This is a genomic window from Methylobacterium sp. UNC378MF (genome assembly GCF_900103195.1).
Lineage (GTDB): Bacteria > Pseudomonadota > Alphaproteobacteria > Rhizobiales > Beijerinckiaceae > Methylobacterium.
The window spans coordinates 270302-293386 of record NZ_FMWU01000002.1 but is presented as its reverse complement, the minus strand read 5'-3'; the positions used below and the strand labels follow the sequence as shown (position 1 = coordinate 293386).

Here is a 23085-nt window from a genome sequence, read left to right as displayed (position 1 = left end):
CGGGGCCATTATCCTCGGGCTTTGCGTCGTCCGCTGCCGTCGCACAGGCGATGCCGCGGGGAAAGCGACAGTTCCACGCAGGCCCCGCCGCGGCGCACGGGCGGGCCGTGTCCGGGGCGCAGGGCAGCGCCGTCCAGGCCTGATGTGGGGTCTGAGGATCCTGTCGTAAAGCTTTGCCATAACGACAGGATCAGCGGCCGGCGGCAGTCTCGCGCCCAGGGCCGGTCACCCCTGCGGCGGCCGGCCTCGCGCGGAGGCGCGGGAGCCTGTATAGGAGCCCGACCCCGAATTCCTGGTCTTGCGCTCCGGGCGGCCGATCGCCGGTTGCCCTGCCGGACTGTCCGACCCGAATGCCATGACCGCCACGCCCGCCCCCCGCGGCCCCGCTCCCGGCGCCGCCCCGAAAATCTCGTTCGTCTCGCTGGGCTGCCCCAAGGCGCTGGTCGATTCCGAGCGCATCCTGACCCATCTCCGCGCCGAGGGCTACGAGCTGGCCCGCCGGCACGACGGCGCCGACGTGGTGATCGTCAACACCTGCGGCTTCCTCGATTCGGCCAAGGCCGAATCGCTCTCGGCCATCGGCGAGGCCATGGCGGAGAACGGTCGGGTCATCGTCACCGGCTGCATGGGCGCGCAGCCGGAGGAGATCCGCGAGAAATACCCGGATCTCCTGGCAGTGACAGGGCCCCAGGCCTACGAATCGGTGGTGGCGGCCGTCCACGAGGCGGTGCCGCCGGCCCACGACCCGTTCCTCGATCTCGTGCCGCCGCAGGGGATCAAGCTCACCCCGCGCCACTACGCCTACCTGAAGATCTCGGAAGGGTGCAGCAACCGCTGCAGCTTCTGCATCATCCCGTCCCTGCGCGGGAATCTCGTCAGCCGCCCCGCCGCCGACGTGCTGCGCGAGGCGGAAAAACTGGTCAAAGCCGGCGTGAAGGAGCTGCTGGTGGTCAGCCAGGACACCAGCGCCTACGGCGTCGATATCCGCTACGCCGAGAGCCCCTGGCAGGACCGGCAGGTCCGGGCGAAGTTCTACGACCTGACCCGGGAGCTCGGCGAGCTCGGGGCCTGGGTGCGGCTCCACTACGTCTACCCCTACCCGCATGTGGACGAGGTCATCCCGCTGATGGCCGAGGGCAAGGTGCTCCCCTACCTCGACATGCCGCTCCAGCACGCGAGCCCGTCGGTGCTCAAGCGCATGCGCCGCCCCGGCAACCAGGAGCGTCAGCTCGACCGGATCCGGAGCTGGCGGCAGACCTGCCCGGACCTCGCGATCCGCTCGACCTTCATCGTCGGCTTCCCCGGCGAGACCGAGGCCGAGTTCGAGGAGCTGCTGGCCTGGCTGCAGGAGGCCAAGCTCGATCGCGTCGGCTGCTTCGAGTACGAGCCGGTGGCGGGCGCCACCGCCAACGCGCTCGGCGACCTCGTGCCGTCGGCGGTGAAGGCCGAGCGCAAGCGCCGGTTCATGGAGACCCAGAACGGGATCGCGCTCCGGCTGCAGCGCGCCAAGGTCGGCAAGCGGCTGCCGATCATCGTCGATTCCGTCGAGGGCGGGGTCGCGCGGGGCCGGTCCAAGGCCGACGCGCCGGAGATCGACGGCACCGTCCACGCCGCCTTCCGGCGCCCGGTGCGGGTCGGCGACATCGTCACCGTGAAGATCGACCGGGCCGAGGCCTACGACCTTTACGGCAGCGTCGCCTGAACGGGCTGCGGCGGACCCTGACGGACCTCCAACCCACATCCTCATCCGGAGGCGCCGGAGCGCAGCGGAGGCCTCCTTCGAGGCCCGCTGACGCGGGCACCTCAGGATGAGGGCGCGGGCGGGATATCCCTGTTGAAGGCGCGACCGGCCCTGCTTGACCCCGCTAGGTTGCCGCGATCATTCAGAACAGAGCAGGAACCCACGGCGGATCTCCGAGGCGGCGATGGATCCGGAGGTCGCGCTCCGCAAGATCATCCACATCGACATGGACGCGTTCTACGCCTCCGTGGAGCAGCGCGATGACCCATCCTTGCGCGGCCTGCCGCTGGCAGTGGGCGGCTCGAAGGAGCGCGGCGTCGTGGCGGCGGCGAGCTACGAGGCGCGGAAGTTCGGCGTCCGTTCGGCCATGCCGTCGGCCACCGCGCGGCGGCTCTGCCCGGACCTGCTGTTCGTGAAGCCGCGCTTCGAGGTCTACCGGGCGGTCTCGGAGGAGATCCGCGCGGTCTTCGCCCGGCACACGGCCGTCATCGAGCCCGTGGCGCTCGACGAGGCCTATCTCGACGTCACCGAGAACCTCCTCGGTCTCCCGACGGCGACGGCCGTGGCGAAGGCGATCCGGGCCGAGATCCTGGAGCGCACCGGGCTCGTCGCCTCGGCGGGAGTCTCGTACAACAAGTTCCTCGCCAAGGTGGCATCCGACCACAGGAAGCCGAACGCCCTGTTCGTCATCACCCCCGCCATGGGACCGGACTTCGTGGCCGAGTTGCCGATCGGCCGGTTCCACGGGGTCGGCCCGGTCACCGAGGCCAAGATGAAGCGGCTCGGGATCGAGACCGGGGCGGATCTGCGCGCCTGGCCTCTTGAGCGCCTGCGCGAGACCTTCGGCTCCGCGGGCGCCTACTACCACGCGGTCGCCCGCGGGATCGACGCGCGGCCGGTTCGCGCCCACCGGGTGCGCAAGTCGATCGGGGCGGAGACCACCTTCTCGGACGACACGGCCGCCTTCGAGGTCCTGGCCGCCCGGCTGGGGCCGCTGTTCGACAAGGTCTGGGCCGGGGCCGACGCCAAGGGCATGCGCGCCCGGACCGTGACCCTGAAGCTCAAGTTCTCGGACTTCGCCCAGGTCACCCGGGCGAAGTCGCTCACCGTTCCCGTGGCTGACCGCGCTGGCCTGGAGCGGATCGGCCTCGACCTGCTCGCCGGCCTGTTCCCCTTGCGACGCAGCGCCCGGCTGATCGGAGTGTCGCTGTCGGGTTTCGCGCAGGAGGCGCCCGAGGAGCCGCTCCAGCTCGGGCTAGCGCTGTGAGGCCGTCTCTCCGCCGCCGTCGCTGCGCGCGGGATGACGGAGCGGGTGAGCAGCCGAAGCGTTCAACTCGGACCGAGAGACACGCGCCTCTGAGCTGGTGCCGGCGATGCTGCGCGGCCCGACGGTGCGGTCCCGCACGTCGGGCCACCCAGACAGATCCCAGAACGGAGCGATCCAGCGCGGATCGGGGTTGGCCGAATACGCGCGCATCGGAGGACCCCGCCCATGACGAAGCACGTCTCCCTGGCGCTGGCCGCCGCGCTCGTGCTGACGGTTCCGGTGGATTTCGCCCGCGCGGATGGCACATCCGCCTTCGGCGCCGCCAACGCCGCACAGCTGCGGGGCTACACCGCGAGTCCGGCGCAGCTCTCCATCCCGGCGGGCGGCCCAGACGCCCGGCCTGCCGCTGCCGTACCTGCGCCGCGGCGGCCGAAGGCACCGGCACGCGGCCGCTGAGATAATCGGCCCAGGCCGTGCCGGCCCGGGCCTCCCGTCACGCGTTCTTGCGCGGCCGGTGATCGGGGTCGATGCCGCCGTCGAGCTTCGTCTCGTTGTCCACGTCGCCCTCGAAGGTCGAATCCGCCTGCAGATCGGCAGGATCGGCGCCGCTCATGCCCTTCGAGGTGCCGATGCCGGGATTGCCCTTGAGGTCGGCGTCGGTCGGGGTGTCGGTCTTCAGATGCTTGGACGACATGCAGGCTCCTGTCGGATGCTGATGTCGGGCCAACGCACCGGGGCGGAGACGGTCTCCCGCGCCCCGTGCGGCGGTTCGCCTCCGGTCCCCGCACATCCTCAGCCGATCGCGGCCGCCCCGATCCGGCGGATGCCCGCCGCCTCCATCCGCGCCCAGGCCTGCGCGAGGGATCCGTCCACGTCGATCCCGCGCACGGCATCCTCCACTACCCAGACCTCGAAGCCCGCGTCGCGTGCATCGAGCGCGCTCCAGGCGACGCAGAAATCGGTGGCGAGGCCGCACACGGCGACGCGGGCGATGCCGCGCTCCCGGAGCGCCCCCGCGAGGCCGGTGCGCGTGGCCCGGTCGGCCTCCAGGAAGGCCGAGTAGCTGTCGATCCGCGGATCCAGCCCCTTGCGCACCACGAGGCTCGCCCGGTCGGTGGCGAGGCCCGGCGCGAAGGCGGCGCCCGGGCTGCCCTGGACGCAGTGGCGCGGCCACAGCACCTGCGGCCCGTAGGGCAGCGACACGGTCTCGAACGGGGTCCGCCCCGGATGGGTCTCGGCGAAGGAGACGTGATCCGCCGGATGCCAGTCCTGCATCAGCACCACGTGCCGGAAGCGGTGCTGGAGATCGTTGATCGGGCCGATCACCGCCTCGCCCCCCGGGACGGGGAGCGCCCCGCCCGGCAGGAAATCGACCTGCACGTCGACGACGAGGAGCAGGTCGGCGTTGCCGGGCGTCACGGCCGCTCCCTACGGCAGCATCACGATCGAGCCGGTGGTCTCCCGGCCCGCGAGGTCGCGGTGGACCTGCTGCGCCTCGGCCAGCGGGTAGGTGGCGTTGACGGCGATCTTCACCGCGCCGTCGCGGACCACCTTGAACAGGCGGGCGGCCGCCTCCTCCAGGGTGGCGCGATTCGACGAGAAGGTCGCGAGCGTCGGGCGCGTCACGTAGAGCGAGCCGCGCGGGGCCAGCAGGCCGAGGTCGAGCCCGGTGATCGCCCCGGAGGCCGAGCCGAAGCTCGCCAGGAGACCCAGCGGCGCGAGGCTGTCCAGCGAGCCCATCAGGGTCGCCTGCCCGACGCCGTCGTAAACCACCGGCACGCCCTTGCCGCCGGTGATCTCGCGCACGCGCTTGGCCACATCCTCCTCGCGGTAGAGGATGACGTGGTCGCAGCCGTTCCGCTTGGCGAGCTCCGCCTTCTCGGGGCTGCCGGCGGTGCCGATCACGGTGGCGCCGAGGTGCTTGGCCCACTGGCAGGCGATCAGGCCGACGCCGCCGGCGGCCGCCTGCCACAGGATCGTGTCGCCGGGCTTCACCGCGTAGGTCCGGTGCAGCAGGTACTCGACGGTCAGGCCCTTGAGCATCATGGCGGCGGCGGTCGTCTCGTCGACGCCGTCGGGGATCGGCACGGCCGCGGAGGCCGGGATCACCGGCTCCTCGGCGTAGCAGCCGTCCGCCACCGAGCCGTAGGCGACCCGGTCGCCCGGCTTGAACTGGGTGACGCCCTCGCCCACCGCCGTGACGGTGCCGGCGCCCTCCTTGCCGGGGGTGTAGGGCAGGTGCGGGGACTTGTAGGCGCCGGTGCGGAAGTAGATGTCGATGAAGTTGACGCCGATGGCGGCCTGCTTGACCCGGATCTGCCCGGGGCCCGGCTCGGCCAGGGGCACGTCCTCGAAGCGCATCACCTCGGGGCCGCCATATTCGTAGACCCGGATCGCCTTCGGCATCGTTGGACTCCCGCTCGCCGCCCCGTCCGGGGCGTTGGCCTTCGAGATAACGGAGCGTCGGCCGGAGGCAATTTGTTTTTGCCCTCTCGCGCTCCGGTTGTAACCCGTCCGGCCACGGCCCCGTTCTGGATCCGTCGGCCGCGGGCGCCTATCTAGGCTCTGCCCGTTGTCCGAGCCGAGGTCCGAGATCCATGTCCGGCACCACCCGCACGAGCGCCGACCTCGATCCGCGCCGCCGCCGCCTCCTCTACCGCGCCTGGCACCGGGGCATTCGCGAGATGGACCTGATCATGGGCCGCTTCGCCGATGCCGCGATCGGCGACCTGTCGGAGGCGGAACTCGACCAGTTCGAGGCGCTGATCGAGGTGCCGGACCGCGACCTGTTCAAGTGGCTCACCGGCGAGGCGGAGACGCCCTCGAACTACGATACGGCGGTCTGGCAGCGCGTGCGCGCGTTCCACCGGCACGACGCGCCGATCCATTCCTGAGAGCGACCGGTCGAGAGAGCCCGCGATGGACGAGTCCAAGCCCAATTACGATCACCCGGCCCGGTCGATCGCCACCGAGCTGGTGGTGCGGATCATGCTGGAGATGATGGAGCGCTCCGATCCGGCGCTGCGCGGAGAGATCCTCCGGCAGGCGACGGCGCGCGCCGCCGCGATGACCGAGCCCATGCCCAACGCGGATTTCTTCCGCGGCCGGGTCGAGGCGGCGCTGGCGGAGATCGTCGGGCCGGACGCCTGAGGAGCGCGGGCCCGGAGATCCTCACGCTCCGGCCTCCGATGCGGCGCGACACGCCCCTCTCCCGTGCGGGAGAGGGTTGGGGTGAGGGATCCGCCATCTCCGGATCGGGCACGCCCCTCACCCTGTCTCTCTCCCGCACGGGAGAGGGGATTCGCGTTCCTTGACCGACGCCCTGACCGACGATCGGCCGCACATCGGCGCAGGGCCGTTCCCTGCCGCGACGGAGCTTCCATATAGGCTCTGTCCCGCCACCCGGCCGCCGGCGCCGTGCTTTATCGCGGCGGCCCGATCGGCTAACGCCACCTGATCATCACCCCTGACGCGCCCGGCGGGATTTCCCGCGAAAGACCCGATGGCCAAGCCTCAGCCGAAGCCCCCCGCCCCCGCTGCCAAGCCGCCGGTCGCGCGCTTCGCGCTGCCGAAATCCTCCGCGCTCGCCCGGGCGATCGACGCCCTGAAGCGCGGTGACAGCCCGATCCTGGCGAACGCCCCGGAGGGCTTCGACGCGCTGGCGCTCGCCGACCTCGCCCGCGCCCTGGCGCCGACCGTCGATGCGCCGGCGGTGCTGGTCCACGTGGCGCGGGATTCCGGGCGCTCGGCCTCGTTCCAGGCGGCGCTCGGCTTCGTCGCGCCCGAGATGGACGTGATGAGCCTGCCGGCCTGGGATTGCCAGCCCTACGACCGGGTCTCGCCGACCACGGCCACGGCCGCCGCCCGGATGACCGCGCTCGCCCGCCTCGCCCGCACCCGCTCGGCCGAGGATCGCCCGCGCATCCTCTGCACCACCGTCAACGCCCTGGTGCAGCGGGTGCCGCCCCGCGCGCACATCGCCCGGGAGGCGTTCTCGGCGGCGATCGGCAACGTCGTGGCGATGGACGACGTGGTGGCCTGGGTCGAGGCCAACGGCTTCCTGCGCACCGGCACAGTGCGCGACACCGGCGAGTACGCGGTCCGCGGCGGCATCCTTGACCTGTCGCCGCCGGGCCTGCCGGCTCCGATCCGCCTCGACTTCTTCGGCGACACGCTCGAATCGATCCGCGCCTTCGACCCGGAGACGCAGCGCACCACCGGCCAGCTCCGCTCGCTCGACCTGATGCCGATGAGCGAGGTCCAGCTCACCACCGAGACGATCCGGCGCTTCCGCCAGGGCTACATCCAGAGTTTCGGCGCGGCGACCCGGGACGACCGGCTCTACGAGACCGTGAGCGAGGGGCGGCGCTATGCCGGCCTCGAGCACTGGATGCCACTCTTCTACGACGGCCTCGACACCCTGTTCGACTATCTCGGCGGGGTGCCGCTCGTGTTCGATCCGCAGGTCGAGGATGCCGCCGCCGAGCGGATCGCGCTCGTCCAAGATTACTATCAGGCCCGCGAGGGCGCGATGAAGACGCCGCAGGCCGGCGTCGCCCCCTACAAGCCGCTGCCGCCCCGCGCCCTCTACCTGACGCCGAACGAGCTGAAGGAGCGGATCGCCACCGCCACGGTGGCGCGGCTGACGCCCTTCGCGCAGCCCGACTCGCCCGAGCGCGCCGTGATCGACTGTGGCGCCAAGGCCGGACGGAGCTTCGCGCCGGAGCGGGCCGACGAGAATACCAGCGTGTTCGACGCCGCGGTGGCGCATATCCGCGACCTCCAGGGATCCGGGCATCACGTGATCCTGGGAGCCTGGTCCGACGGCTCCCGCGACCGGCTCTGCGGCGTGCTCACCGACCACGGCCTGAAGAAGCCCGTGGCGATCACGCGGCTCACCGACGTCTACGCGCTGAAGCGCGGCACCGACGCGGCGGTGGCGGTCTGGGGCCTGGAGGCGGGCTTCACCGCGGGCGAGCTGGCCGTCGTCTCCGAGGGCGACATCCTGGGCGACCGGCTGGTCCGCCAGAAGCGCAAGGCCAAGCGGCCCCAGGACGTGATCCTGGAGGTGCAGGCGCTCCAGCCCGGCGACCTCGTCGTGCACGCCGACCACGGGATCGGCCGTTTCGTCGGGCTCAAGACGATCCACGCCGCGGGCGCCCCGCACGATTGCCTGGAGCTGCAATATACCGGCGGCCTGCTGCTGCTGCCGGTGGAGAATATCGAGCTCCTGACCCGCTACGGCTCGGAGGATGCCGAGGTCGCCCTCGACCGGCTCGGCGGCGGCGCGTGGCAGGCCCGCAAGGCCAAGATGAAGCGCCGCATCCTCGAGATGGCGGGCGAGCTGATCAAGGTCGCGGCCCAGCGCTTCGTCCGGAAGGCTCCGGCCCTGCAGGCGCCCGAGGGGCTCTACGGCGAGTTCGCCGCCCGCTTCCCCTTCGAGGAGACCGAGGATCAGGCCAACGCCATCGACGCGGTGCTGGACGACCTCAATGCCGGCCGGCCGATGGACCGGCTGGTCTGCGGCGATGTCGGCTTCGGCAAGACCGAGGTGGCTCTGCGTGCCGCCTTCGCGGCGGCGATCTCCGGAAAGCAGGTGGCGGTGATCGTGCCCACGACCCTGCTCGCCCGCCAGCATTTCCGAACCTTCGCGGAGCGCTTCAAGGGCCTGCCGGTTCAGGTCGCCCAGCTCTCGCGCTTCGCCTCCGCGGCGGAGATGAAGCAGACGCGGGCGGGGCTCATCGCCGGCACGGTCGACATCGTGGTCGGCACGCACGCGCTCTTGGCCAAGAACATCGCCTTCAAGGATCTCGGCCTGATCATCGTGGACGAGGAGCAGCATTTCGGCGTGGCCCACAAGGAGCGGCTGAAGGCGCTCCAGGCCGACGTGCACGTGCTGACGCTCTCGGCGACGCCGATCCCGCGCACGCTCCAGCTCGCCATGACGGGCGTGCGCGAGCTCTCGATCATCGCGACGCCGCCGGTCGACCGGCTGGTGGTGCGCACCTTCGTGACGCCGTTCGACCCGCTGACCATCCGGGAGGCGCTGCTGCGCGAGCGCTACCGCGGCGGACAGGCCTTCTACGTGGTTCCCAGGATCGAGGATCTGGCGGAGGTCAAAAAATTCCTCGACGCCGAGATGCCCGAGATCAAGGTCGCGGTGGCCCACGGCCAGATGGCGGCGGGCCAGCTTGAGGACGTGATGACCGCCTTCTACGAGGGCAAGTTCGACGTGCTGCTCTCGACCACGATCGTGGAATCGGGCCTCGACATCCCCACTGCCAACACGCTGATCGTGCACCGGGCCGACATGTTCGGTCTGGCCCAGCTCTACCAGCTGCGCGGCCGGGTCGGCCGGTCGAAGGCCCGCGCCTACGCGCTGTTCACGACCCCGGCGAACCGCCAGCTCACCGCCCAGGCCGAGCAGCGGCTCAAGGTGCTCCAGAGCCTCGACACGCTGGGCGCGGGCTTCCAGCTCGCCTCCCACGACCTCGACATCCGCGGCGCCGGCAATCTCCTGGGCGACGCCCAGTCGGGCCACATCAAGGAGGTCGGCTACGAGCTCTACCAGCAGATGCTGGAGGACGCGGTCACGGCGCTCAAGGCCGGCATCGAGGACCTGCCCGAGGAGGCATGGTCGCCGACTATCGCGCTCGGCGCGCCGGTCACGATCCCGGAGGATTACGTCGAGGATCTGGGTGTCCGGCTCGCGCTCTACCGGCGGCTCGCCACCATCCAGGACGATGCCGAGATGGAGAGCTTCGGGGCGGAACTCATCGATCGGTTCGGGCCGCTGCCGCCGGAGGTGGAGCAGCTCCTCAAGATCGGCACGATCAAGATCCTGTGCCGCAAGGCCAATGTCGAGAAGGTCGAGGCCGGACCGAAGGGCGTGGTGGTCCACTTCCGCGACCGGTCCTACGCCAACCCGCAGGGGCTCGTGGCCTACGTGGCCGAGCAGGCGTCGTTCGCGAAGGTGCGGCCGGACATGAGCGTCGTGTTCGTGCGCGAGCTGAATACGGTCCCGGCCCGGCTCAAGACCGCCACCGAGGTGCTGCGCAGCCTCGTGACGATCGCCGGGCGGGCGAAGAAGGCGGCGTAAAGGGGCAGGCCGAGTAACGCTCCTCCCACCTGCCCCCTCATCGCTACGATATTCACACCTATCTAGCCGCTGGGCTCTCTCCTCCCCCTTGCGAAGAGGAGTTGGAGGTGGGGTGGTGCAGACGGCACCGAGACGCTTTATCCTGAACCACCCCCACCCCAAGCCCTTCCCCGCAAGGGGGAGGGGAAAAGCGCCCTCCTTTCAGGATTAGGGCGACAGTCGCGCGATCGTTGCACGCTCGACGCATCTCTGCTCTCTCCTCCCCAAAGCCCAGGAGACGCGTGGATGGCAAACCCGGCGCAGGTCACCGGCGTGCCCGAGCCGGTGAAGGCCGGAACAGGCGCCTTCCTCACGCCGCTGTTCACTGACCGGCGCGTCGCCGCGGTGCTCGGGCTCGGTTTCGCGCAGGGCATCCCGTTCCTGCTCGTCTACGCGACGCAGTCGGCATGGCTCGTCCAGGCGAAGGTGCCGCTCGCCACGATCGGGCTGATGAGCGAGCTGACCATCGCCTACAAGCTCAAGTTCCTCTGGGCGCCGTTCCTCGACCGCCACGACGCGCCGCTGCTGGGCCGCTGGCTCGGGCGCCGCCGCGGCTGGATCGTCGCCACGCAGATCCTCGTCGCCCTGGCGCTCGCGGGCGTCGCCTTCGGCGACCCGGCCCACTGGCTCGCCTGGACGGTGGCGTTCTCCCTGGCGCTCGGGGTCGCGGGCGCCACCCAGGACGTGGTCATCGACGGTTGGCGCATCACCGCCGCGCCCCCCGAGCAGCAGGCGCTGATGTCGTCGTGGTCGGAGATCGGCTACCGGATCGGCAACCTCGCGGCGGGTGCGGGCGCCCTCTACCTCTCCGACGCGTATGGCTGGCGCGCCGCCTACCTGTGCATGGCGGCGCTGATGGCGCCGGGCACGGTCGCGGCCCTGCTGGCGCCCGAGCCCCCTGCCCCCGAGACGCCGGCGACCGGCGGCTTCGTCGAGACCGTCTGGGCGCCGATCCGCGACCTCCTCGCGCGGCTCGGGCCGCTCGCCGTGCCGGTGCTGGCGCTGGTCGCGGGCTTCCGGATGCCCGGCTACGTCTCGAACGCCATGGCGATCCCGCTGTTCAAGACGCTGGGCTATTCCAACACCGACATCGCCACCGTGACCAAGCTGTTCGGCTTCTGGATCGCGCTGGGCGGCACCTTCCTGGCCAGCGCCATCATCCCGCGGATCGGCATGATGGCGAGCCTGCTCATCGGCACCGTGACGGCCTCGGCCTCGCACCTCGCGCTGGCCTATCTCGCTTGGCACGGCGGCCATGGCGGGGCGGCGTTCTGGACCTTCGCGCTGACCGTGGGAATCGACGGCTTCGCCTACGCCTTCGCGTCGATCGTGCTGATCACCTACATGTCGCGGCTCTCCGCCACCGCGCATGCGGCGAGCCAGTACGCCCTGCTGACCTCGCTCTGCGCCCTGCCCGGTAGCCTGCTCGCCGGGTTCTCGGGCTTCGTGATCGAGTGGACCGGCTTCGCGTGGTTCTTCGTCGGGACGTCCCTGATCGGCGTGCCGGTGGCCCTGCTCTGCCTGCTGGTCGCGCGCCGCCACGGGCCGATGGAGGCGCCTGTGGACGCGCCCGGTCGGGCCACCTGAAGCTGTGTCCCAACACGGGAACGCGCGCGGAAACTGTCTCTTTAGCGGGGATTAACCACACCGCGGCTTAATGGGGGGACGGTTGATGTCCTCCCCAGACGGGCGACCCGGGCCACGTGCGCGAAAACGGCTTTCGCGGGCGAACGGCGACGGCTGCCCAGGGGAAGCGCGTACGCGAGTTCCCGAATGGCCCAGGCTGCGTTGTCCCAAGCCGCGTTCCAGACCGCGTATCCGAGCGCGGAACCGGTGCGACCGGCGCCCCCGCGCCTCACCTACGTTGAGACCGCCTACGATCCGGTCGTCCGCACCCGGGCGCCGTTCCCCAGCGCCATGCGGCGCGCCCGTCGCCGCGCCCGGCTGACGGCACTCATCGCCCTCACCGGCGCAACCCTGGCCGGCTGGGCCGTGTTCAGCCACCCGCAGGGGCCCGGCCGCCCCGACGCGGAGACCGTCGCGGCGGCCGGGCCGGCCGCCGCGACGGTCCCGCAGGCCGTGGCGGCGCCGCGGCCGAGCCTCGCCTGGATGCTCGACCGGAGCCCGGCGCTGGGCTCCGGCACCGCCACGGCCTTCGGGGGCGAGGCCCCGCCGGCCGCCGGCTTCCAGATCGCCGCCGCCGCGCCGTCCCCGGCGGTCCGGGAGATCGCCCGGCAGGTCGCCCAGGCGGAGCGGGTGCGGACCGCCCAGGTCCGGATTTCCCAGGCCAGGGCCGCGGAGAGAGCGGCGGACAAGGCCGCCGAGAAAGCCGGCGAGAAGGGTGCCGAGAAAGGGACAGGGGCGTCGGTCCGGATGGCCGCGGCCGAGCCCAGCCCCGCCGCCCTCGCTTCCGCGTCCGCCCTCGTGCCGCTGCCGGTGGCGCGCCCGCCCGAGTTGCGGCGCGCGCCGGCGGCGGCGCCCGCGCGGGTGGCGAGCCGCGCCCTGCCCCGGACCCGCGACGTGTTCCGCGCCGCGATGGCCGAGGAGCCGTCCTTCTTCGAGAAGCTGTTCGGGGTCGGTGCCGCCGCGCCGTCTCAGGACAACCGTCAGGAGCCCCGTCAGGTGCTGGCCTATGCCAGCCCGGACGCCCTGCCGCAGGAGGCGCCGCGCACCCGGATCAGCCCGGAGCCCGATTCGGTGGCCGGCACGGCCGTCTACGACATCAGCGCCCGCACGGTGACGCTGCCCTCCGGCGAGGTGCTGGAGGCCCATTCCGGCCTCGGCGAGGCCATGGACAACCCGCGCTACGTCCACCTGCGCATGCGCGGCTCGACCCCGCCCGGCACCTACACGCTGACCGAGCGCGAGCGCCTGTTCCACGGGGTCCGGGCGATCCGTCTCAATCCGGTCGGGGGCAGCGCCGCGATCCACGGCCGCGACGGCCTGCTGGCCCACACCTACATGCTGCGGCAGCCCGGCGCCTCGAACGGCTGCGTCTCGTTCCGCGACTACAACCGCTTCCTGCAGGCCTTCCTGCGGGGCGAGGTCCGGCGCCTCGTGGTGGTCGCCGGCAGCGAGGCCGGCGGCATCCTCAACCGGATCGGCATGATCGGCCGCCGGGGCGGCCGGGGCTGAGGATCGGCGGCCCCGGAGGCGCGCTGGGCCGAACGTCCGAGATCACGAAAGTCCGAGATCACTTTGGCGCGGCGCGGCTTTACGCGCCCGCCTATGCTGCCTTAACGGGGCTCAGACGCCAGCCCTGACAAGAGGCACCCGATGAAACTGCCCCGCCGCTTCTTCCAGCCCCTCGCCACCGGCGCGCCGGCCCCGTTCCGCGAGCTGCCGGTACGGCTGGAGCGGATGATCCACTTCGTGCCGCCCCACAACGACAAGGTCCGCGCCCGCGTGCCGGAGCTCGCCGGGACCGTCGACGTGGTGCTGGGCAACCTGGAGGACGCGGTCCCAGCCGACCAGAAGGAGGCGGCCCGCAAAGGTTTCGTGGCCATGGCCCAGGCCACCGACTTCGCCGCCACCGGCACCGGCCTCTGGACCCGGATTAACGCCCTCAACTCGCCCTGGATCTTGGACGACCTGTTCACGATCGTGGCCGAGGTCGGCGACAAGCTCGACGTGGTGATGGTGCCCAAGGTCGAGGGGCCGTGGGACATCCACTACATCGACCAGGTGCTCGCCCAGCTCGAGGCGCGCCACGGCGTGACGAAGCCGATCCTGGTCCACGCGATCCTGGAGACCGCCGAGGGCGTGGCCAACGTCGACGCCATCGCGTCGGCCTCGCCGCGGATGCACGGCATGAGCCTCGGGCCGGCGGATCTCGCGGCGTCGCGCGGCATGAAGACCACCCGGGTCGGCGGCGGCCACCCGGATTACCGGGTGCTCAGCGACCCCTCCGGCGATGCCCCCCGCGCCACGGCACAGCAGGATCTCTGGCACTACACGATCGGAAAAATGGTCGATGCCTGCATGGCCAACGGCATCAAGGCCTTCTACGGCCCGTTCGGCGACTTCTCCGACGGCGCGGCCTGCGAGGCGCAGTTCCGCAACGCCTTCCTGATGGGCTGCGCCGGCGCCTGGACGCTGCATCCGAGCCAGGTGGCGATCGCTAAGCGGGTCTTCGCCCCCGACCCGGCCGAGGTGGCCTTCGCGGCCCGGATCGTCGAGGCCATGCCGGACGGCACCGGGGCGGTGATGCTCGACGGCAAGATGCAGGACGACGCCACCTGGAAGCAGGCCAAGGTCATCGTGGACCTCGCCCGGCTGGTGGCCGCGAAGGACCCGGATCTGGCAGCGGTCTACAAGCTGGGGTGAGCGCGCTGCCGGACTCGGGCGTCGTGTGCGCCGCGGCGACGGGACGAAGCGCGGGTCCCCTCTCCACCCAAGTCGGGCTTGCCCGACTTGGGCTTCTCAGGGCGGATCTCGGGCAGGCCCGAGATCCGTCGGGAGACGGACAGGGTGAGGGATCAGGTCTGTCCGGAATAAGCGCGCCCTGTCGGCACGTCGATCACGTGCTTGATCCTGGGCGTTCTCGTCCCTCACCCCAACCCTCTCCCGCACGGGAGAGGGACGCGTCGCGCCGGTCTGGACCGGCGTCGTCGCGGACCCGAGCGCGTCGTCGGGTCAGGCCCGCGCAAGCGAGGCCTCCGTATAATTTACCGGGTCCGCAACTGCGTTGCCGGAACCGCGCGGTGAGCAGATCGATCCCGCGCGCCCGCAGCCTGCGGCGCGCGCAAACAAGCGCCGAGGCCGAGCTGTGGCGCGTGTTGCGCAATCGCGCGCTCAACGGCTGGAAATTCCGCCGCCAGCACCCGATCGACCGGTTCGTCGTCGACTTCGCCTGCGTAGAGGCCAGACTCATCGTCGAGGTCGACGGGGCAACGCACTCGACCGCCGGCGAGATCGCCCGGGATGCCGCGCGGACCGCGATCCTCGAATCGCTCGGCTTCGCCCTGCTCCGCATCCCGAACGGGGACATCCACGACCATCGCGACGGCGTGCGCGAGACGATCCTGGCGGCCCTCGAACGCCGCGACACGGTCTGACACCTCACCTGCCGAACCGCGCCCGGTACTCCTGCGGCGTCGCCGCGACGTGCCGCAGGAAGCTGCGCCGCATCGTCTCCTCGGAGCCGAAGCCGCAGGTCCGGGCGACGCGCTTCACCGGCTGCGCCGTCTCGGCGAGCGCGCGCCGGGCCGCCTCGACCCGCAGGCGCTCCACGGCCTTCGCGGGGGTCAGGCCGGTCGCCTCCAGATAGTGCCGGCTCAGGCTGCGCGCGCTCATCCCGGCCGCCGCGGCGAGCGCCGGCAGCGACAGGTCGCCCGCCAGGTTGTCGGCGATGTGGGCGTGGAGCCGCCCGAACCGCTCCTCGCCCGCCTGCAGGGCCAGCGCTGCGCTGAACTGCGCCTGCCCGCCGGGGCGCTTGAGGAACATCACGAGGTGGCGCGCCACCGCAAGGGTGGTCGCGCGGCCGAGATCCTCCTCGACGAGCGCCAGGGTCAGGTCGATGCCCGCCGTGACCCCCGCCGAGGACCAGACCGGGCCGTCGCGCACGAAGATCGGGTCTGGCTCGATCCGGGCCTGCGGGTAGCGTGCGGCGAGCGCGCCGCAATGCTTCCAGTGGGTCACGGCCCGCCGCCCGTCGAGGAGCCCCGCCGCCCCGAGCAGGAACGCGCCGGTGCAAACCGAGGCGACCCGGCGGGCTTGGCCCGCCCGCGCCCGCACCCAGGCCACCAGGGCGGCGTCGTCGCAGGCCGCGACGACGCCGGGGCCGCCCGCGATCACCAGCGTGTCCACCGGCGCGTCGGGATCCGGCAGCGGGTCGGCCACCAGCCGCAGGCCGGCCGAGGCGGTGAGCCCCGGGTCGCCGGCCGCGATCACCCGCGGCGCGTAGGGTATCCCGGCGCCGCCGTGCTCGTTGGCGGTGGCGAAGACCTGGAGCGGCCCGGCCACGTCGAGGAGCTGCACCGCCGGGAAGGCCAGCACCTCGACCGGCCGCGGCGCATCTGGCGAGGAACGAGGGGTCTTTGGCATTTCGGCCAGATCCTGACGCGGTAGGGTCTTCCTGTCCACCACGGAGGCTTCGGAATGATCCCGCCCGACACTCACCTGCAGATCGGCTCGCTCTTGTTCGAGGGGCTCGACCAGATCGACCTCACCGGCCCGTTCGAGGTCCTCTCCCGGGTGCCCAACAGCACCTACCGGGTCTACGCGCCGGGCCCGGAGCCCGTCCGCGACGTCCGCGGCCTCCGGATGCTGCCGGATGCCACGCTCGCGGAGGCCCCGCGGCTCGACGTGCTGCACGTCCCGGGCGGCACGGGCCAGGAGGCCCTGATGCGGGACGCGGCCGTGCTCGGCTGGATCCGCGACCAGGTGGCCGGGGCCGGCCACGTCCTCTCGGTCTGCACCGGCGCCCTCGTCCTCGGCGCGGCCGGCCTGCTGGTCGGGCGGCGGGCCACGACCTACTGGAACGCCGTGCACCTCCTCCCGTTCTTCGGCGCCGAGCCGGTGGACGCACGCGTGGTAATCGACCGCGACGCGGACGACCGCACCTGGGTGTTCGCGGCCGGCGTCACCGCGGGCATCGACGGGGCGCTGCAACTCGCCGCCGCGCTGCGCGGCGAGGAGGCCGCCCGGACCATCCAGCTCGGCATGCAGTACGCCCCCGAGCCCCCGTTCGACAGCGGCACGCCGCGCACGGCCTCCCCGGCCATCGTGGCGCGGGTGCGGGCGGCGGCGGCCGACATCACGGTCCGGCGCGAGGCCACCGCCCGGGCGATCGCGACCGAGCTCGGTATCCGGATCCCGTAGGAGACTTCCGATGGACCTCACCCACGTTCGCGGCTTCGCGGCCGCCCTGGCGGCGAAGGACCGGGACGCCATGCTGGCGCAGATGGCCGAGGGGGTGGTGCTCAACACCCCGCTCGCCGTCGAGCCCGTGCGCGGGAAGGCGGTGATCCGGCCGGTGGTCGACGCCCTGCTGGCGGCGGTCGACGCTTTCGAGATCCGCGAGATCCTGGAAGGCCCCGCGCACGCGGCCGCCTTCTTCGGCGTGACAGCCGGCCCGCACCGGCTCGACGGGATGGATTACTGGCGCCTCGACGCGGCCGGGCGCAGCGCCGAGATGACCGTCCTGTGGCGGTCGCTGCCGGAGGCGATCGCCGTCCGGGACCGCCTGGCACGCACTGCGGAAGCGCCGACTTCCGCGGCGACCGGGTGACACAATCCGTCATCGGACCTATCTGTCCAATCTGGACGGGTTGAACCATGTCGGACGTAACACTCAGAACCGCGAAATTCGCGATCGGCGCCGTGGTGCGCCACCGGATCTACCCGTTCCGAGGGGTCGTGTTCGACGTCGACCCAGTCTTCGACAACACCGAGGAATGGTGGCTGGCGATCCCCGAGGAAGTCCGGCCGCGCAAGGATCAGCCGTTCTATCACCTGCTCGCCGAGAACGCCGAGACGGAATACGTCGCCTACGTGTCGGAGCAGAACCTTCTGCCCGACACGTCGGGCGAGGCCCTGCGCCACGCCGGCATCGCCGAGATGTTCGAGCGCGACGCCGCGGGCGCCTATCGGATGCGCGACCGCGCCACCAACTGAGCGGGCCGGGCTCGTCAAGATCCTGGCAAGCGCAGTGCGCTAGGCCGAGGCGGCTGGTGCCGCTCGACGAGCCCGCTCGATGGTCGCCAAGCCCCGTTGCGCCGGCGCATTTCTGGCTGCCGGCCTGCTCACGAGCCTGGCCCGCGCCAATGACAGCGCTGCCGAACTCGGTGCTGGCGGCCTGGTCCTGCGGCGCGAGCCTGGGATCGTGCTGGTGAGCGAGGACCGGTCGATCGCCAGCGACCGGATCAGCGTGACGTACCTGTTCCGCAATCAGGTGGAGGAGCCGCGCACGGTCCGGATCGCCTTCCCGTTGCTGCCGATCGACGGGCGGGAACTCAGCTTCTCGGCCCTCGCGCTGCCGCAGCCCGACAGCCCGAGCTTCGCCGGCTCCACCCTCATGGTCGACAGGGGCAGTCCGGAGGCAGTCGTGAGCTTCTGCCGCGCGGACATCCGGAAGACCGGGCCGACCACGTTCCGCTGGGGGCCCGGGACTACGTCCCCGATCACGACCTGCGCGTGCTGTTCGTCCAGCCGAATCCGGGAACCTTGGTGAAGCGGTAGATCCCGCCGGGCGGATCAAACGCGAAGGGCCGGACCTCGCGGCCCGGCCCCGGATACGGACCCGCCGCGCGGCGGGTCGATGGCGATCCCGGAGGAACGCGGGCGCGAAGCGCTTACTTGGCGGCCGGGGCGGGAGCCGCGCCGCCGGCGGCCGGAGCCGCGCCGGCGGCGCCACCCTGCTGCTCGAGCTTCTTGCGCATATCCTCGGAGCGCTTCTCCAACTCGGCCTGGAGCTTCTTCTGCTGCTCCTCGAGCACCTTCGGGTCGATGGCCGGGCCGTCGAAGGCCTTGCCGAAGCCGGCCAGCGGCACCGCGAAGGTGACCTCGCGCTGGGTCTGGTTCTGAACCGAGACGTTGAGGGTCGTGCCCTTCTTCATCGCGGCGATCACGCCGGCATCGACGCCGCCGGCCTCGGCGAAGCAGCCGTTCGGGAAGCAGACGGCGAAGCGGCCGGCGGTCGCCGCCTGGCCGTCGACGCTGAAGCGGATGCCCGGCTGCAGCAGCAGGCCCAGCGGCAGCAGGTAACGCACCACGCGCACCTCCTGCTTCTGGGCGGCGTTCTTCATCTCGTAGACCGCCACGGCCAGCACCGGCTGGCCCTGGTCGGACACGAAGTCGCGGGTCGTGTAGCAGATGTCGGTGCCCGAACCCTGATCCTTGCCGCAGACCTTGGTCCAGTCGGCCTGGCTCGGCTCGGACTTGACGGCGACGATCTGCGGGCCGGTCTGGGCGGCCGGGGTGTTGGCCGCCGGGGTACCCGGGGCGGTCGGCGCCGGGGCGGCCGGCGCGGGAGCGGCGGGCTTCTTCGGCTGCGCCAGGGCCGGCGCGGCCGCGAGGCCGAGGCCCGCGAGGCCGAGGAGGGCGGCGCGCGCGAGCGTCGCGGTGCGGGTGAAGGACATCGGCTCTGACCCCTTGGAAGAGACGTGGTGTGGCTGGCAGGATGCGGATCCGGCCTGGCGGCAGGTCCGCCGGAGCGTCCGGATGCCCGCCGCGTTGGCGTGCCACCCGGAACTCCGGATGAATCGGTCCGGCCATCGGGCGGGACGGGCGCCCGTCTGCGCGCATCCCTCACCCCGGCGACCGGGCGGCCTGCCTTTCCCCTCGAATGAGGCGAAGGCATGACATCGCGGCCGAGGAGGCTGTCAGAACCGTCCTGGTCGCGCCCGGCCCCCGATAGGCCCCCATCCGCCCCGCCGCAAGCACGACGTTGTGCCGGCGCGAGGCACGAGCGCGTGATCGGACCGCACCGTCGGCGCCCTCCGGCCGCGGCCCTCTTAGCGGTCGGTTAACCCTGCCGGGTCGACCATGGTGGGAGTTCTGCAGGATGGCGGGGGCGGGGTGAGCGCGTTGGCGGTGGCGGAGTGGGCGGCCGACGCCACATCGGACGCACCCGCGCGATCCGGGAAGCCGTCCGGGAGCCTGTTCGGCGGCTTGTCCGACGGTCTCGCGACCGGCCTGTTCGCGGCGGCGCTTGCGGGCCCGCAGCGCACGATCCTGCGTGATTCGGGCGACCGCGTCGCGTGGTGCGGGCGCCCGTCCATCACCTGGACCTACGCGGCCGCCGCCGAGATCGTCGGGCGGCTCGCCCGCGGAATCGGTGCATGGCGGCTTCCGGCCGGCAGCCGGATCGGCCTGTGGTTCTCCGGAGGCGCCGAATCGGCCCTCGCCCACCTCGCCGTCGAGGCGGCGGGCCATCTGCCCTGTGCGATGCCCGCCCTCTGGGACTGCGCGCAACTCTCCGCCGGGATCGAGGCGGCAGGCCTCGTGGCCGTGCTGACGGAGGGCCGCCGCGGCGCGCGCCGGCCCGCGGAGGACCTCACCCGCGCGGCCATGCGCCATTTCGGCCTGCGCTACCTTGCGGCTTTCGGTCCGAGCGTCCCGGACGGCGTGATCAGCCTCGATGCCATGGCCCTGGAGCGGGGCGTGGTCGAGCCGGCGGCGAGCCGCGGGCTCGTCACCTTCGCGGGCGGTGACCCCGGTCGGCCGGTCTACCGCACCGCCGCGGCGTTCGCGGCGGCGGTCGCCGCCCATCTCGACGCGCTGCCCCTGACTGCGGACGAGCGGGTCCTGACGCTCCTGCCCGGCCACGACCTGCGCGGCCTCGTAACCGGCCTCGGCGCCGTCCTGGCGGCCGGCGCCGGCCTGGAGAGCGTGCTGCCCTTCGACGAGGCCGGGTTCCGTGCCGCCCTGCTGCGGCCGGTGCCGACCCGGCTCGTGGTTCCGGCCCTGTTCGAATCGGCCCTCGCCACCCTGCCGCTGCCCTGGACTGTCCGCGTCCTCGACGTGGTCCACCGTGCGCCCGCGCGGCTGACCCTGCGGACCATCGGGCTCGCGGGGCCGCAGCGCCTCGATTCCCTGGTGCTGGGCGAGGCGGCGGTGCTGACGCGCCCCGGTCTGAACGACGTCGCCGCGACCCTGGCCGATCCGGAGCAGGCCCTCCTGCCCCGCGAGCTTCTGGACCTTGCGCGCGGGGTGGACGGCGACCTCGCCTGTCGCGGGCTTGCCTGCGCGGCGACCGCGCTCCCCCGCGGCGAGACCCCCCGGACGGATCCACTGGCGTGGCGGAGCACGGGCTACAGGCCGCTCCTGTCGGGTGGAACGGCCGTGTCCATTGCGGAAGCCTGAACGGCGGCCGGCCGCCGGTTCATCCGGCGCTCAGGCTGCGCAGATAATCTCGCATCTGCACACGGGCCGACGGATCCGATCCGCCTGTTCGCGGGTTCTGCATCGGATTGTCGTGACGGCTATCTTTCCAAGCCGGCCCGGATGGAGTACCGCTCAAGCTTATGGGTGCGCTGCAACAAGTGCTCGTGGTCGACGACGGCGTCCGCGCCGTGGACCGGTCCCTTTCGGGCGAGCTGGCCAGCCTCGGATATGCGAGCGTAACCGCCTCGATGGAGGCGGCGGACGACGTCCTTGCCGTGATCGCCCGCCCGGCCGCAGTGCTTCTGCAGGCGCCCACCCGCCGCGATCCCGCCTATGCGCGCCGCGCCGCCCGCCTGCGCGGTCATCTGCGCGACCGCGGCATCCCGGTGATTCTCATCGGTGATTCGAGCGAGGCCAGGGCCGGCGGCCCGGTCGATCTGGCGACCCGCCTCGGCGCCTACGTGGCCGCCCAGCCGGACCTCTGACGTTCTCCTTTCGGTTCTCGGCAGAGCGTCCGCCTTGACGGCGCTTCGGTTCTGCGCGCGAACGAAGGAATGCCGGGCGCAGCGACATCCGGCATCGTAGCGCCGCCTGGATTGCTTCGCTCCGCTCGCAAGGACGGCGGCCCTGCGGCCGGTTTCCGCTAGCGCGCCGCGCGCATCAATTCCGGCGCGCCGATTCGGGGCAGCACGCCCTCCCGCATCACCAGGCGCCGCAGCGGTCCGAGCTGCGTCATCGCCAGCAGGCCGAGGCCGCGCAGCGCGTCCACCGGCAGCAGGTCGGTGAGCAGGCTGCGGTTGAGGAGATCGACCGCGGCGGTGCGCGCCGCCGTGTCGACGCGGCGCGCCCGCGCGTAGCCGTCGAGCACGGCGCGGGAGCCGGGATCGCGGCGGTCGCGAGCGGCGGCCAGCACCGCGTCGCGCAGGGTCGCGGCGTCGCGCAGGCCGAGATTGAGCCCCTGCGCGCCGATCGGAGGGAAGACATGGGCCGCCTCCCCGATCAGCGCCAGCCGCGGTGCCACGGGGGTCGCCACCGCGAGACCGCGCATGGGCACGAGGCCCCGGGGACCGTCGACCCGCATGGCACCGAGCATCGCCCGGGCCTGCCGCTCCACCGCCTGCCCCAGCGCCGCGTCGTCGAGGGCGGCGAGCCGCCGGGCCGCCCCCTCCCCGGTCACCCAGACCAGGCTGGACCGGTGGCCGCCCGGGAGCGGCACCAGGGTGAAGGGTCCCGACCGGGTGTGGAACTCGGTGGAGACGTCGCGATGCGGGCGCTCATGGGCGAGGATCGTGGTGATCGCGCTCTGTGGATAGGCCCAGCTGCGCACGCGGACGCCGCTGGCGGCCCGCAGCGGCGAGTGCGCCCCGTCGGCCCCCACCACCAACCGGGCCTCGACCGCGCCCCCATCTGCCAGCGCGATGCACGCGGCCGTCTCACCGGGCACGGCGCCGGCGGCGTCCGCCTCGACCAGGGTGAGGTTGTCCTGCGCCCGGGCGCAGGCGCGCAGGCTCTCGACCAGGCGGGCGCTCTCGACATTCCAGCCGAAGGCGTCGAGGCCGATCTCGGCGGCGCGGAAGCGCGCCGGCGGCGGCCGGAACAGGCTGCCGGTGTCGTCGACGATCTGGAGCTCGCAGAGCGGGCTCGCCTGCGGCGCCACCGCGGCCCAGGCGCCGAGCGCCCCCAGGAAGCGCACCGACCCGTCGAGAAGCGCCACGGTCCGCCCGTCCGCCACCGGGGCGTGGCGGCCGACCAGCGCCGTGGGGATTCCTTCGCGCGCGACCGCCAGCGCGGCGGCGAGCCCCGCCGCCCCGGCCCCGACGACGGCGACCGCGAAGGGTGTGCCGGCCGCTTCGGCCTCGGTCCCTGCGGCCCCCTCGAACTTGGCTCCTTCGGACATGCTGCCCCGCACGCTCTCCATCCGCTCGTCGGGCCGCCGACCCGCATCGCCGCGGCCCTCGACCAGGCCGGGCTCGCGGTCCGGCATCCGCGCGGCCCGTGCCCGTATCTGAGCTTTCGGGTATCTCTGCCAAGCCCGATCCGCGAAGGCCACAGCGCCGCAGCTCGGTGGCGCACCTGCTACAGCCGGCCAATCGCCGCCGAACTGTTCCCTGA

22 protein-coding genes are annotated in these 23085 nt (G+C 72.4%); 16 read left to right on the top strand and 6 right to left on the bottom strand.

Features of this window, described 5'->3' with window-relative positions; translation table 11 throughout:
- Positions 1-355 precede the first annotated feature (355 nt).
- The 3 genes from rimO to BLT59_RS03275 all read left to right on the top strand — a co-directional run bounded on the left by rimO (position 356) and on the right by BLT59_RS03275 (position 3464).
- On the top strand, positions 356-1702 hold the full coding sequence (rimO, locus tag BLT59_RS03285; protein WP_091776478.1) for a 30S ribosomal protein S12 methylthiotransferase RimO: 1347 nt from the start codon (positions 356-358) through the stop codon (positions 1700-1702).
- A gap of 223 nt (positions 1703-1925) precedes the next feature.
- On the top strand, positions 1926-3008 hold the full coding sequence (gene dinB, locus BLT59_RS03280; RefSeq protein ID WP_091776476.1) for a DNA polymerase IV: 1083 nt from the start codon (positions 1926-1928) through the stop codon (positions 3006-3008).
- A gap of 225 nt (positions 3009-3233) precedes the next feature.
- A complete protein-coding gene (locus BLT59_RS03275; protein WP_091776474.1) occupies positions 3234-3464 on the top strand; it encodes a hypothetical protein in 231 nt (76 codons plus the stop codon).
- Positions 3465-3501: 37 nt separating this feature from the next.
- On the opposite strand, the gene BLT59_RS03270 is transcribed toward BLT59_RS03275, so the two are convergent.
- From BLT59_RS03270 to BLT59_RS03260, 3 genes are all read right to left on the bottom strand, one after another.
- Positions 3502-3702 carry a hypothetical protein gene (locus BLT59_RS03270; protein WP_091776472.1) on the bottom strand — a complete coding sequence of 67 codons (201 nt, stop codon included), beginning with the start codon at positions 3700-3702 and terminating at the stop codon, positions 3502-3504.
- A gap of 98 nt (positions 3703-3800) precedes the next feature.
- On the bottom strand, positions 3801-4427 hold the full coding sequence (gene pncA / locus BLT59_RS03265; protein ID WP_091776471.1) for a bifunctional nicotinamidase/pyrazinamidase: 627 nt from the start codon (positions 4425-4427) through the stop codon (positions 3801-3803).
- A 9-nt stretch (positions 4428-4436) separates the two neighbouring features.
- Entirely contained in the window at positions 4437-5414 is a 978-nt protein-coding gene (locus BLT59_RS03260; RefSeq protein WP_091776469.1) for a quinone oxidoreductase family protein, read from the bottom strand.
- Between the two features lie 191 nt (positions 5415-5605).
- On the opposite strand from BLT59_RS03260, the gene BLT59_RS03255 reads away from it, so the two are divergent.
- From BLT59_RS03255 to BLT59_RS03225, 7 genes are all read left to right on the top strand, one after another.
- A complete protein-coding gene (locus BLT59_RS03255) occupies positions 5606-5902 on the top strand; it encodes an FAD assembly factor SdhE (RefSeq protein ID WP_091776466.1) in 297 nt (98 codons plus the stop codon).
- Positions 5903-5927: 25 nt separating this feature from the next.
- Positions 5928-6158, top strand: a complete 231-nt coding sequence (locus BLT59_RS03250) for a hypothetical protein (RefSeq protein WP_091776465.1) — start codon at positions 5928-5930, stop codon at positions 6156-6158.
- A 352-nt stretch (positions 6159-6510) separates the two neighbouring features.
- Positions 6511-10107, top strand: a complete 3597-nt coding sequence (mfd, locus tag BLT59_RS03245) for a transcription-repair coupling factor (protein WP_091776463.1) — start codon at positions 6511-6513, stop codon at positions 10105-10107.
- 285 nt (positions 10108-10392) lie between these two features.
- Entirely contained in the window at positions 10393-11733 is a 1341-nt protein-coding gene (locus BLT59_RS03240; protein ID WP_091776461.1) for an AmpG family muropeptide MFS transporter, read from the top strand.
- Positions 11734-11919: 186 nt separating this feature from the next.
- Positions 11920-13281 carry a DUF2778 domain-containing protein gene (locus BLT59_RS03235; RefSeq protein ID WP_091776459.1) on the top strand — a complete coding sequence of 454 codons (1362 nt, stop codon included), beginning with the start codon at positions 11920-11922 and terminating at the stop codon, positions 13279-13281.
- Positions 13282-13422: 141 nt separating this feature from the next.
- On the top strand, positions 13423-14472 hold the full coding sequence (locus BLT59_RS03230) for an HpcH/HpaI aldolase/citrate lyase family protein (RefSeq protein ID WP_091776457.1): 1050 nt from the start codon (positions 13423-13425) through the stop codon (positions 14470-14472).
- A gap of 377 nt (positions 14473-14849) precedes the next feature.
- On the top strand, positions 14850-15203 hold the full coding sequence (locus tag BLT59_RS03225; RefSeq protein ID WP_091776455.1) for an endonuclease domain-containing protein: 354 nt from the start codon (positions 14850-14852) through the stop codon (positions 15201-15203).
- A 4-nt stretch (positions 15204-15207) separates the two neighbouring features.
- Here BLT59_RS03225 and BLT59_RS03220 read toward each other — a convergent pair whose 3' ends face one another.
- Complete coding sequence (locus BLT59_RS03220) at positions 15208-16191, bottom strand: GlxA family transcriptional regulator (RefSeq protein ID WP_091776453.1); 984 nt, start codon at positions 16189-16191, stop codon at positions 15208-15210.
- A gap of 54 nt (positions 16192-16245) precedes the next feature.
- Here BLT59_RS03220 and BLT59_RS03215 point away from each other — a divergent pair, with 54 nt between their 5' ends.
- The 4 genes from BLT59_RS03215 to BLT59_RS03200 all read left to right on the top strand — a co-directional run bounded on the left by BLT59_RS03215 (position 16246) and on the right by BLT59_RS03200 (position 18319).
- Positions 16246-16968, top strand: coding sequence for a DJ-1/PfpI family protein (locus BLT59_RS03215; RefSeq protein ID WP_091776451.1), 723 nt, complete (start codon positions 16246-16248; stop codon positions 16966-16968).
- 10 nt (positions 16969-16978) lie between these two features.
- Positions 16979-17377: a nuclear transport factor 2 family protein gene (locus BLT59_RS03210; RefSeq protein WP_091776449.1), complete on the top strand. Its 399-nt coding sequence runs from the start codon at positions 16979-16981 to the stop codon at positions 17375-17377.
- A gap of 47 nt (positions 17378-17424) precedes the next feature.
- The gene (hspQ, locus tag BLT59_RS03205; protein ID WP_091776447.1) at positions 17425-17763 is read left to right on the top strand and encodes a heat shock protein HspQ; all 339 of its coding nucleotides are present in this window, start codon (positions 17425-17427) and stop codon (positions 17761-17763) included.
- Positions 17764-17842: 79 nt separating this feature from the next.
- Positions 17843-18319: a DUF4424 family protein gene (locus tag BLT59_RS03200; RefSeq protein ID WP_244513807.1), complete on the top strand. Its 477-nt coding sequence runs from the start codon at positions 17843-17845 to the stop codon at positions 18317-18319.
- A gap of 121 nt (positions 18320-18440) precedes the next feature.
- On the opposite strand, the gene BLT59_RS03195 is transcribed toward BLT59_RS03200, so the two are convergent.
- Positions 18441-19226: an invasion associated locus B family protein gene (locus tag BLT59_RS03195; RefSeq protein WP_091776445.1), complete on the bottom strand. Its 786-nt coding sequence runs from the start codon at positions 19224-19226 to the stop codon at positions 18441-18443.
- A gap of 439 nt (positions 19227-19665) precedes the next feature.
- Here BLT59_RS03195 and BLT59_RS03190 point away from each other — a divergent pair, with 439 nt between their 5' ends.
- The gene (locus tag BLT59_RS03190) at positions 19666-20952 is read left to right on the top strand and encodes a class I adenylate-forming enzyme family protein (RefSeq protein ID WP_244513806.1); all 1287 of its coding nucleotides are present in this window, start codon (positions 19666-19668) and stop codon (positions 20950-20952) included.
- Positions 20953-21113: 161 nt separating this feature from the next.
- Positions 21114-21458: a hypothetical protein gene (locus BLT59_RS03185; protein WP_091776444.1), complete on the top strand. Its 345-nt coding sequence runs from the start codon at positions 21114-21116 to the stop codon at positions 21456-21458.
- A 158-nt stretch (positions 21459-21616) separates the two neighbouring features.
- Here BLT59_RS03185 and BLT59_RS03180 read toward each other — a convergent pair whose 3' ends face one another.
- Entirely contained in the window at positions 21617-22870 is a 1254-nt protein-coding gene (locus tag BLT59_RS03180; protein ID WP_091776568.1) for a UbiH/UbiF family hydroxylase, read from the bottom strand.
- Between the last annotated feature and the right edge of the window lie 215 nt (positions 22871-23085).

What these genes read in the sequence shown, in the direction of transcription:
- BLT59_RS03250 (WP_091776465.1), top strand. Translation starts at nt 5,928, where the DNA reads ATGGACGAGTCCAAGCCCAATTACGATCACCCGGCCCGGTCGATCGCC.
- BLT59_RS03215 (WP_091776451.1), top strand. Translation starts at nt 16,246, where the DNA reads ATGATCCCGCCCGACACTCACCTGCAGATCGGCTCGCTCTTGTTCGAG.
- hspQ (WP_091776447.1), top strand. Translation starts at nt 17,425, where the DNA reads ATGTCGGACGTAACACTCAGAACCGCGAAATTCGCGATCGGCGCCGTG.
- BLT59_RS03275 (WP_091776474.1), top strand. Translation starts at nt 3,234, where the DNA reads ATGACGAAGCACGTCTCCCTGGCGCTGGCCGCCGCGCTCGTGCTGACG.
- rimO (WP_091776478.1), top strand. Translation starts at nt 356, where the DNA reads ATGACCGCCACGCCCGCCCCCCGCGGCCCCGCTCCCGGCGCCGCCCCG.
- BLT59_RS03270 (WP_091776472.1), bottom strand. Translation starts at nt 3,702, where the DNA reads ATGTCGTCCAAGCATCTGAAGACCGACACCCCGACCGACGCCGACCTC.
- BLT59_RS03220 (WP_091776453.1), bottom strand. Translation starts at nt 16,191, where the DNA reads ATGCCAAAGACCCCTCGTTCCTCGCCAGATGCGCCGCGGCCGGTCGAG.
- BLT59_RS03260 (WP_091776469.1), bottom strand. Translation starts at nt 5,414, where the DNA reads ATGCCGAAGGCGATCCGGGTCTACGAATATGGCGGCCCCGAGGTGATG.
- BLT59_RS03210 (WP_091776449.1), top strand. Translation starts at nt 16,979, where the DNA reads ATGGACCTCACCCACGTTCGCGGCTTCGCGGCCGCCCTGGCGGCGAAG.
- mfd (WP_091776463.1), top strand. Translation starts at nt 6,511, where the DNA reads ATGGCCAAGCCTCAGCCGAAGCCCCCCGCCCCCGCTGCCAAGCCGCCG.
- BLT59_RS03200 (WP_244513807.1), top strand. Translation starts at nt 17,843, where the DNA reads ATGGTCGCCAAGCCCCGTTGCGCCGGCGCATTTCTGGCTGCCGGCCTG.
- BLT59_RS03255 (WP_091776466.1), top strand. Translation starts at nt 5,606, where the DNA reads ATGTCCGGCACCACCCGCACGAGCGCCGACCTCGATCCGCGCCGCCGC.
- BLT59_RS03180 (WP_091776568.1), bottom strand. Translation starts at nt 22,870, where the DNA reads ATGTCCGAAGGAGCCAAGTTCGAGGGGGCCGCAGGGACCGAGGCCGAA.
- dinB (WP_091776476.1), top strand. Translation starts at nt 1,926, where the DNA reads ATGGATCCGGAGGTCGCGCTCCGCAAGATCATCCACATCGACATGGAC.
- BLT59_RS03185 (WP_091776444.1), top strand. Translation starts at nt 21,114, where the DNA reads ATGGGTGCGCTGCAACAAGTGCTCGTGGTCGACGACGGCGTCCGCGCC.
- BLT59_RS03230 (WP_091776457.1), top strand. Translation starts at nt 13,423, where the DNA reads ATGAAACTGCCCCGCCGCTTCTTCCAGCCCCTCGCCACCGGCGCGCCG.
- BLT59_RS03235 (WP_091776459.1), top strand. Translation starts at nt 11,920, where the DNA reads ATGGCCCAGGCTGCGTTGTCCCAAGCCGCGTTCCAGACCGCGTATCCG.
- BLT59_RS03195 (WP_091776445.1), bottom strand. Translation starts at nt 19,226, where the DNA reads ATGTCCTTCACCCGCACCGCGACGCTCGCGCGCGCCGCCCTCCTCGGC.
- BLT59_RS03240 (WP_091776461.1), top strand. Translation starts at nt 10,393, where the DNA reads ATGGCAAACCCGGCGCAGGTCACCGGCGTGCCCGAGCCGGTGAAGGCC.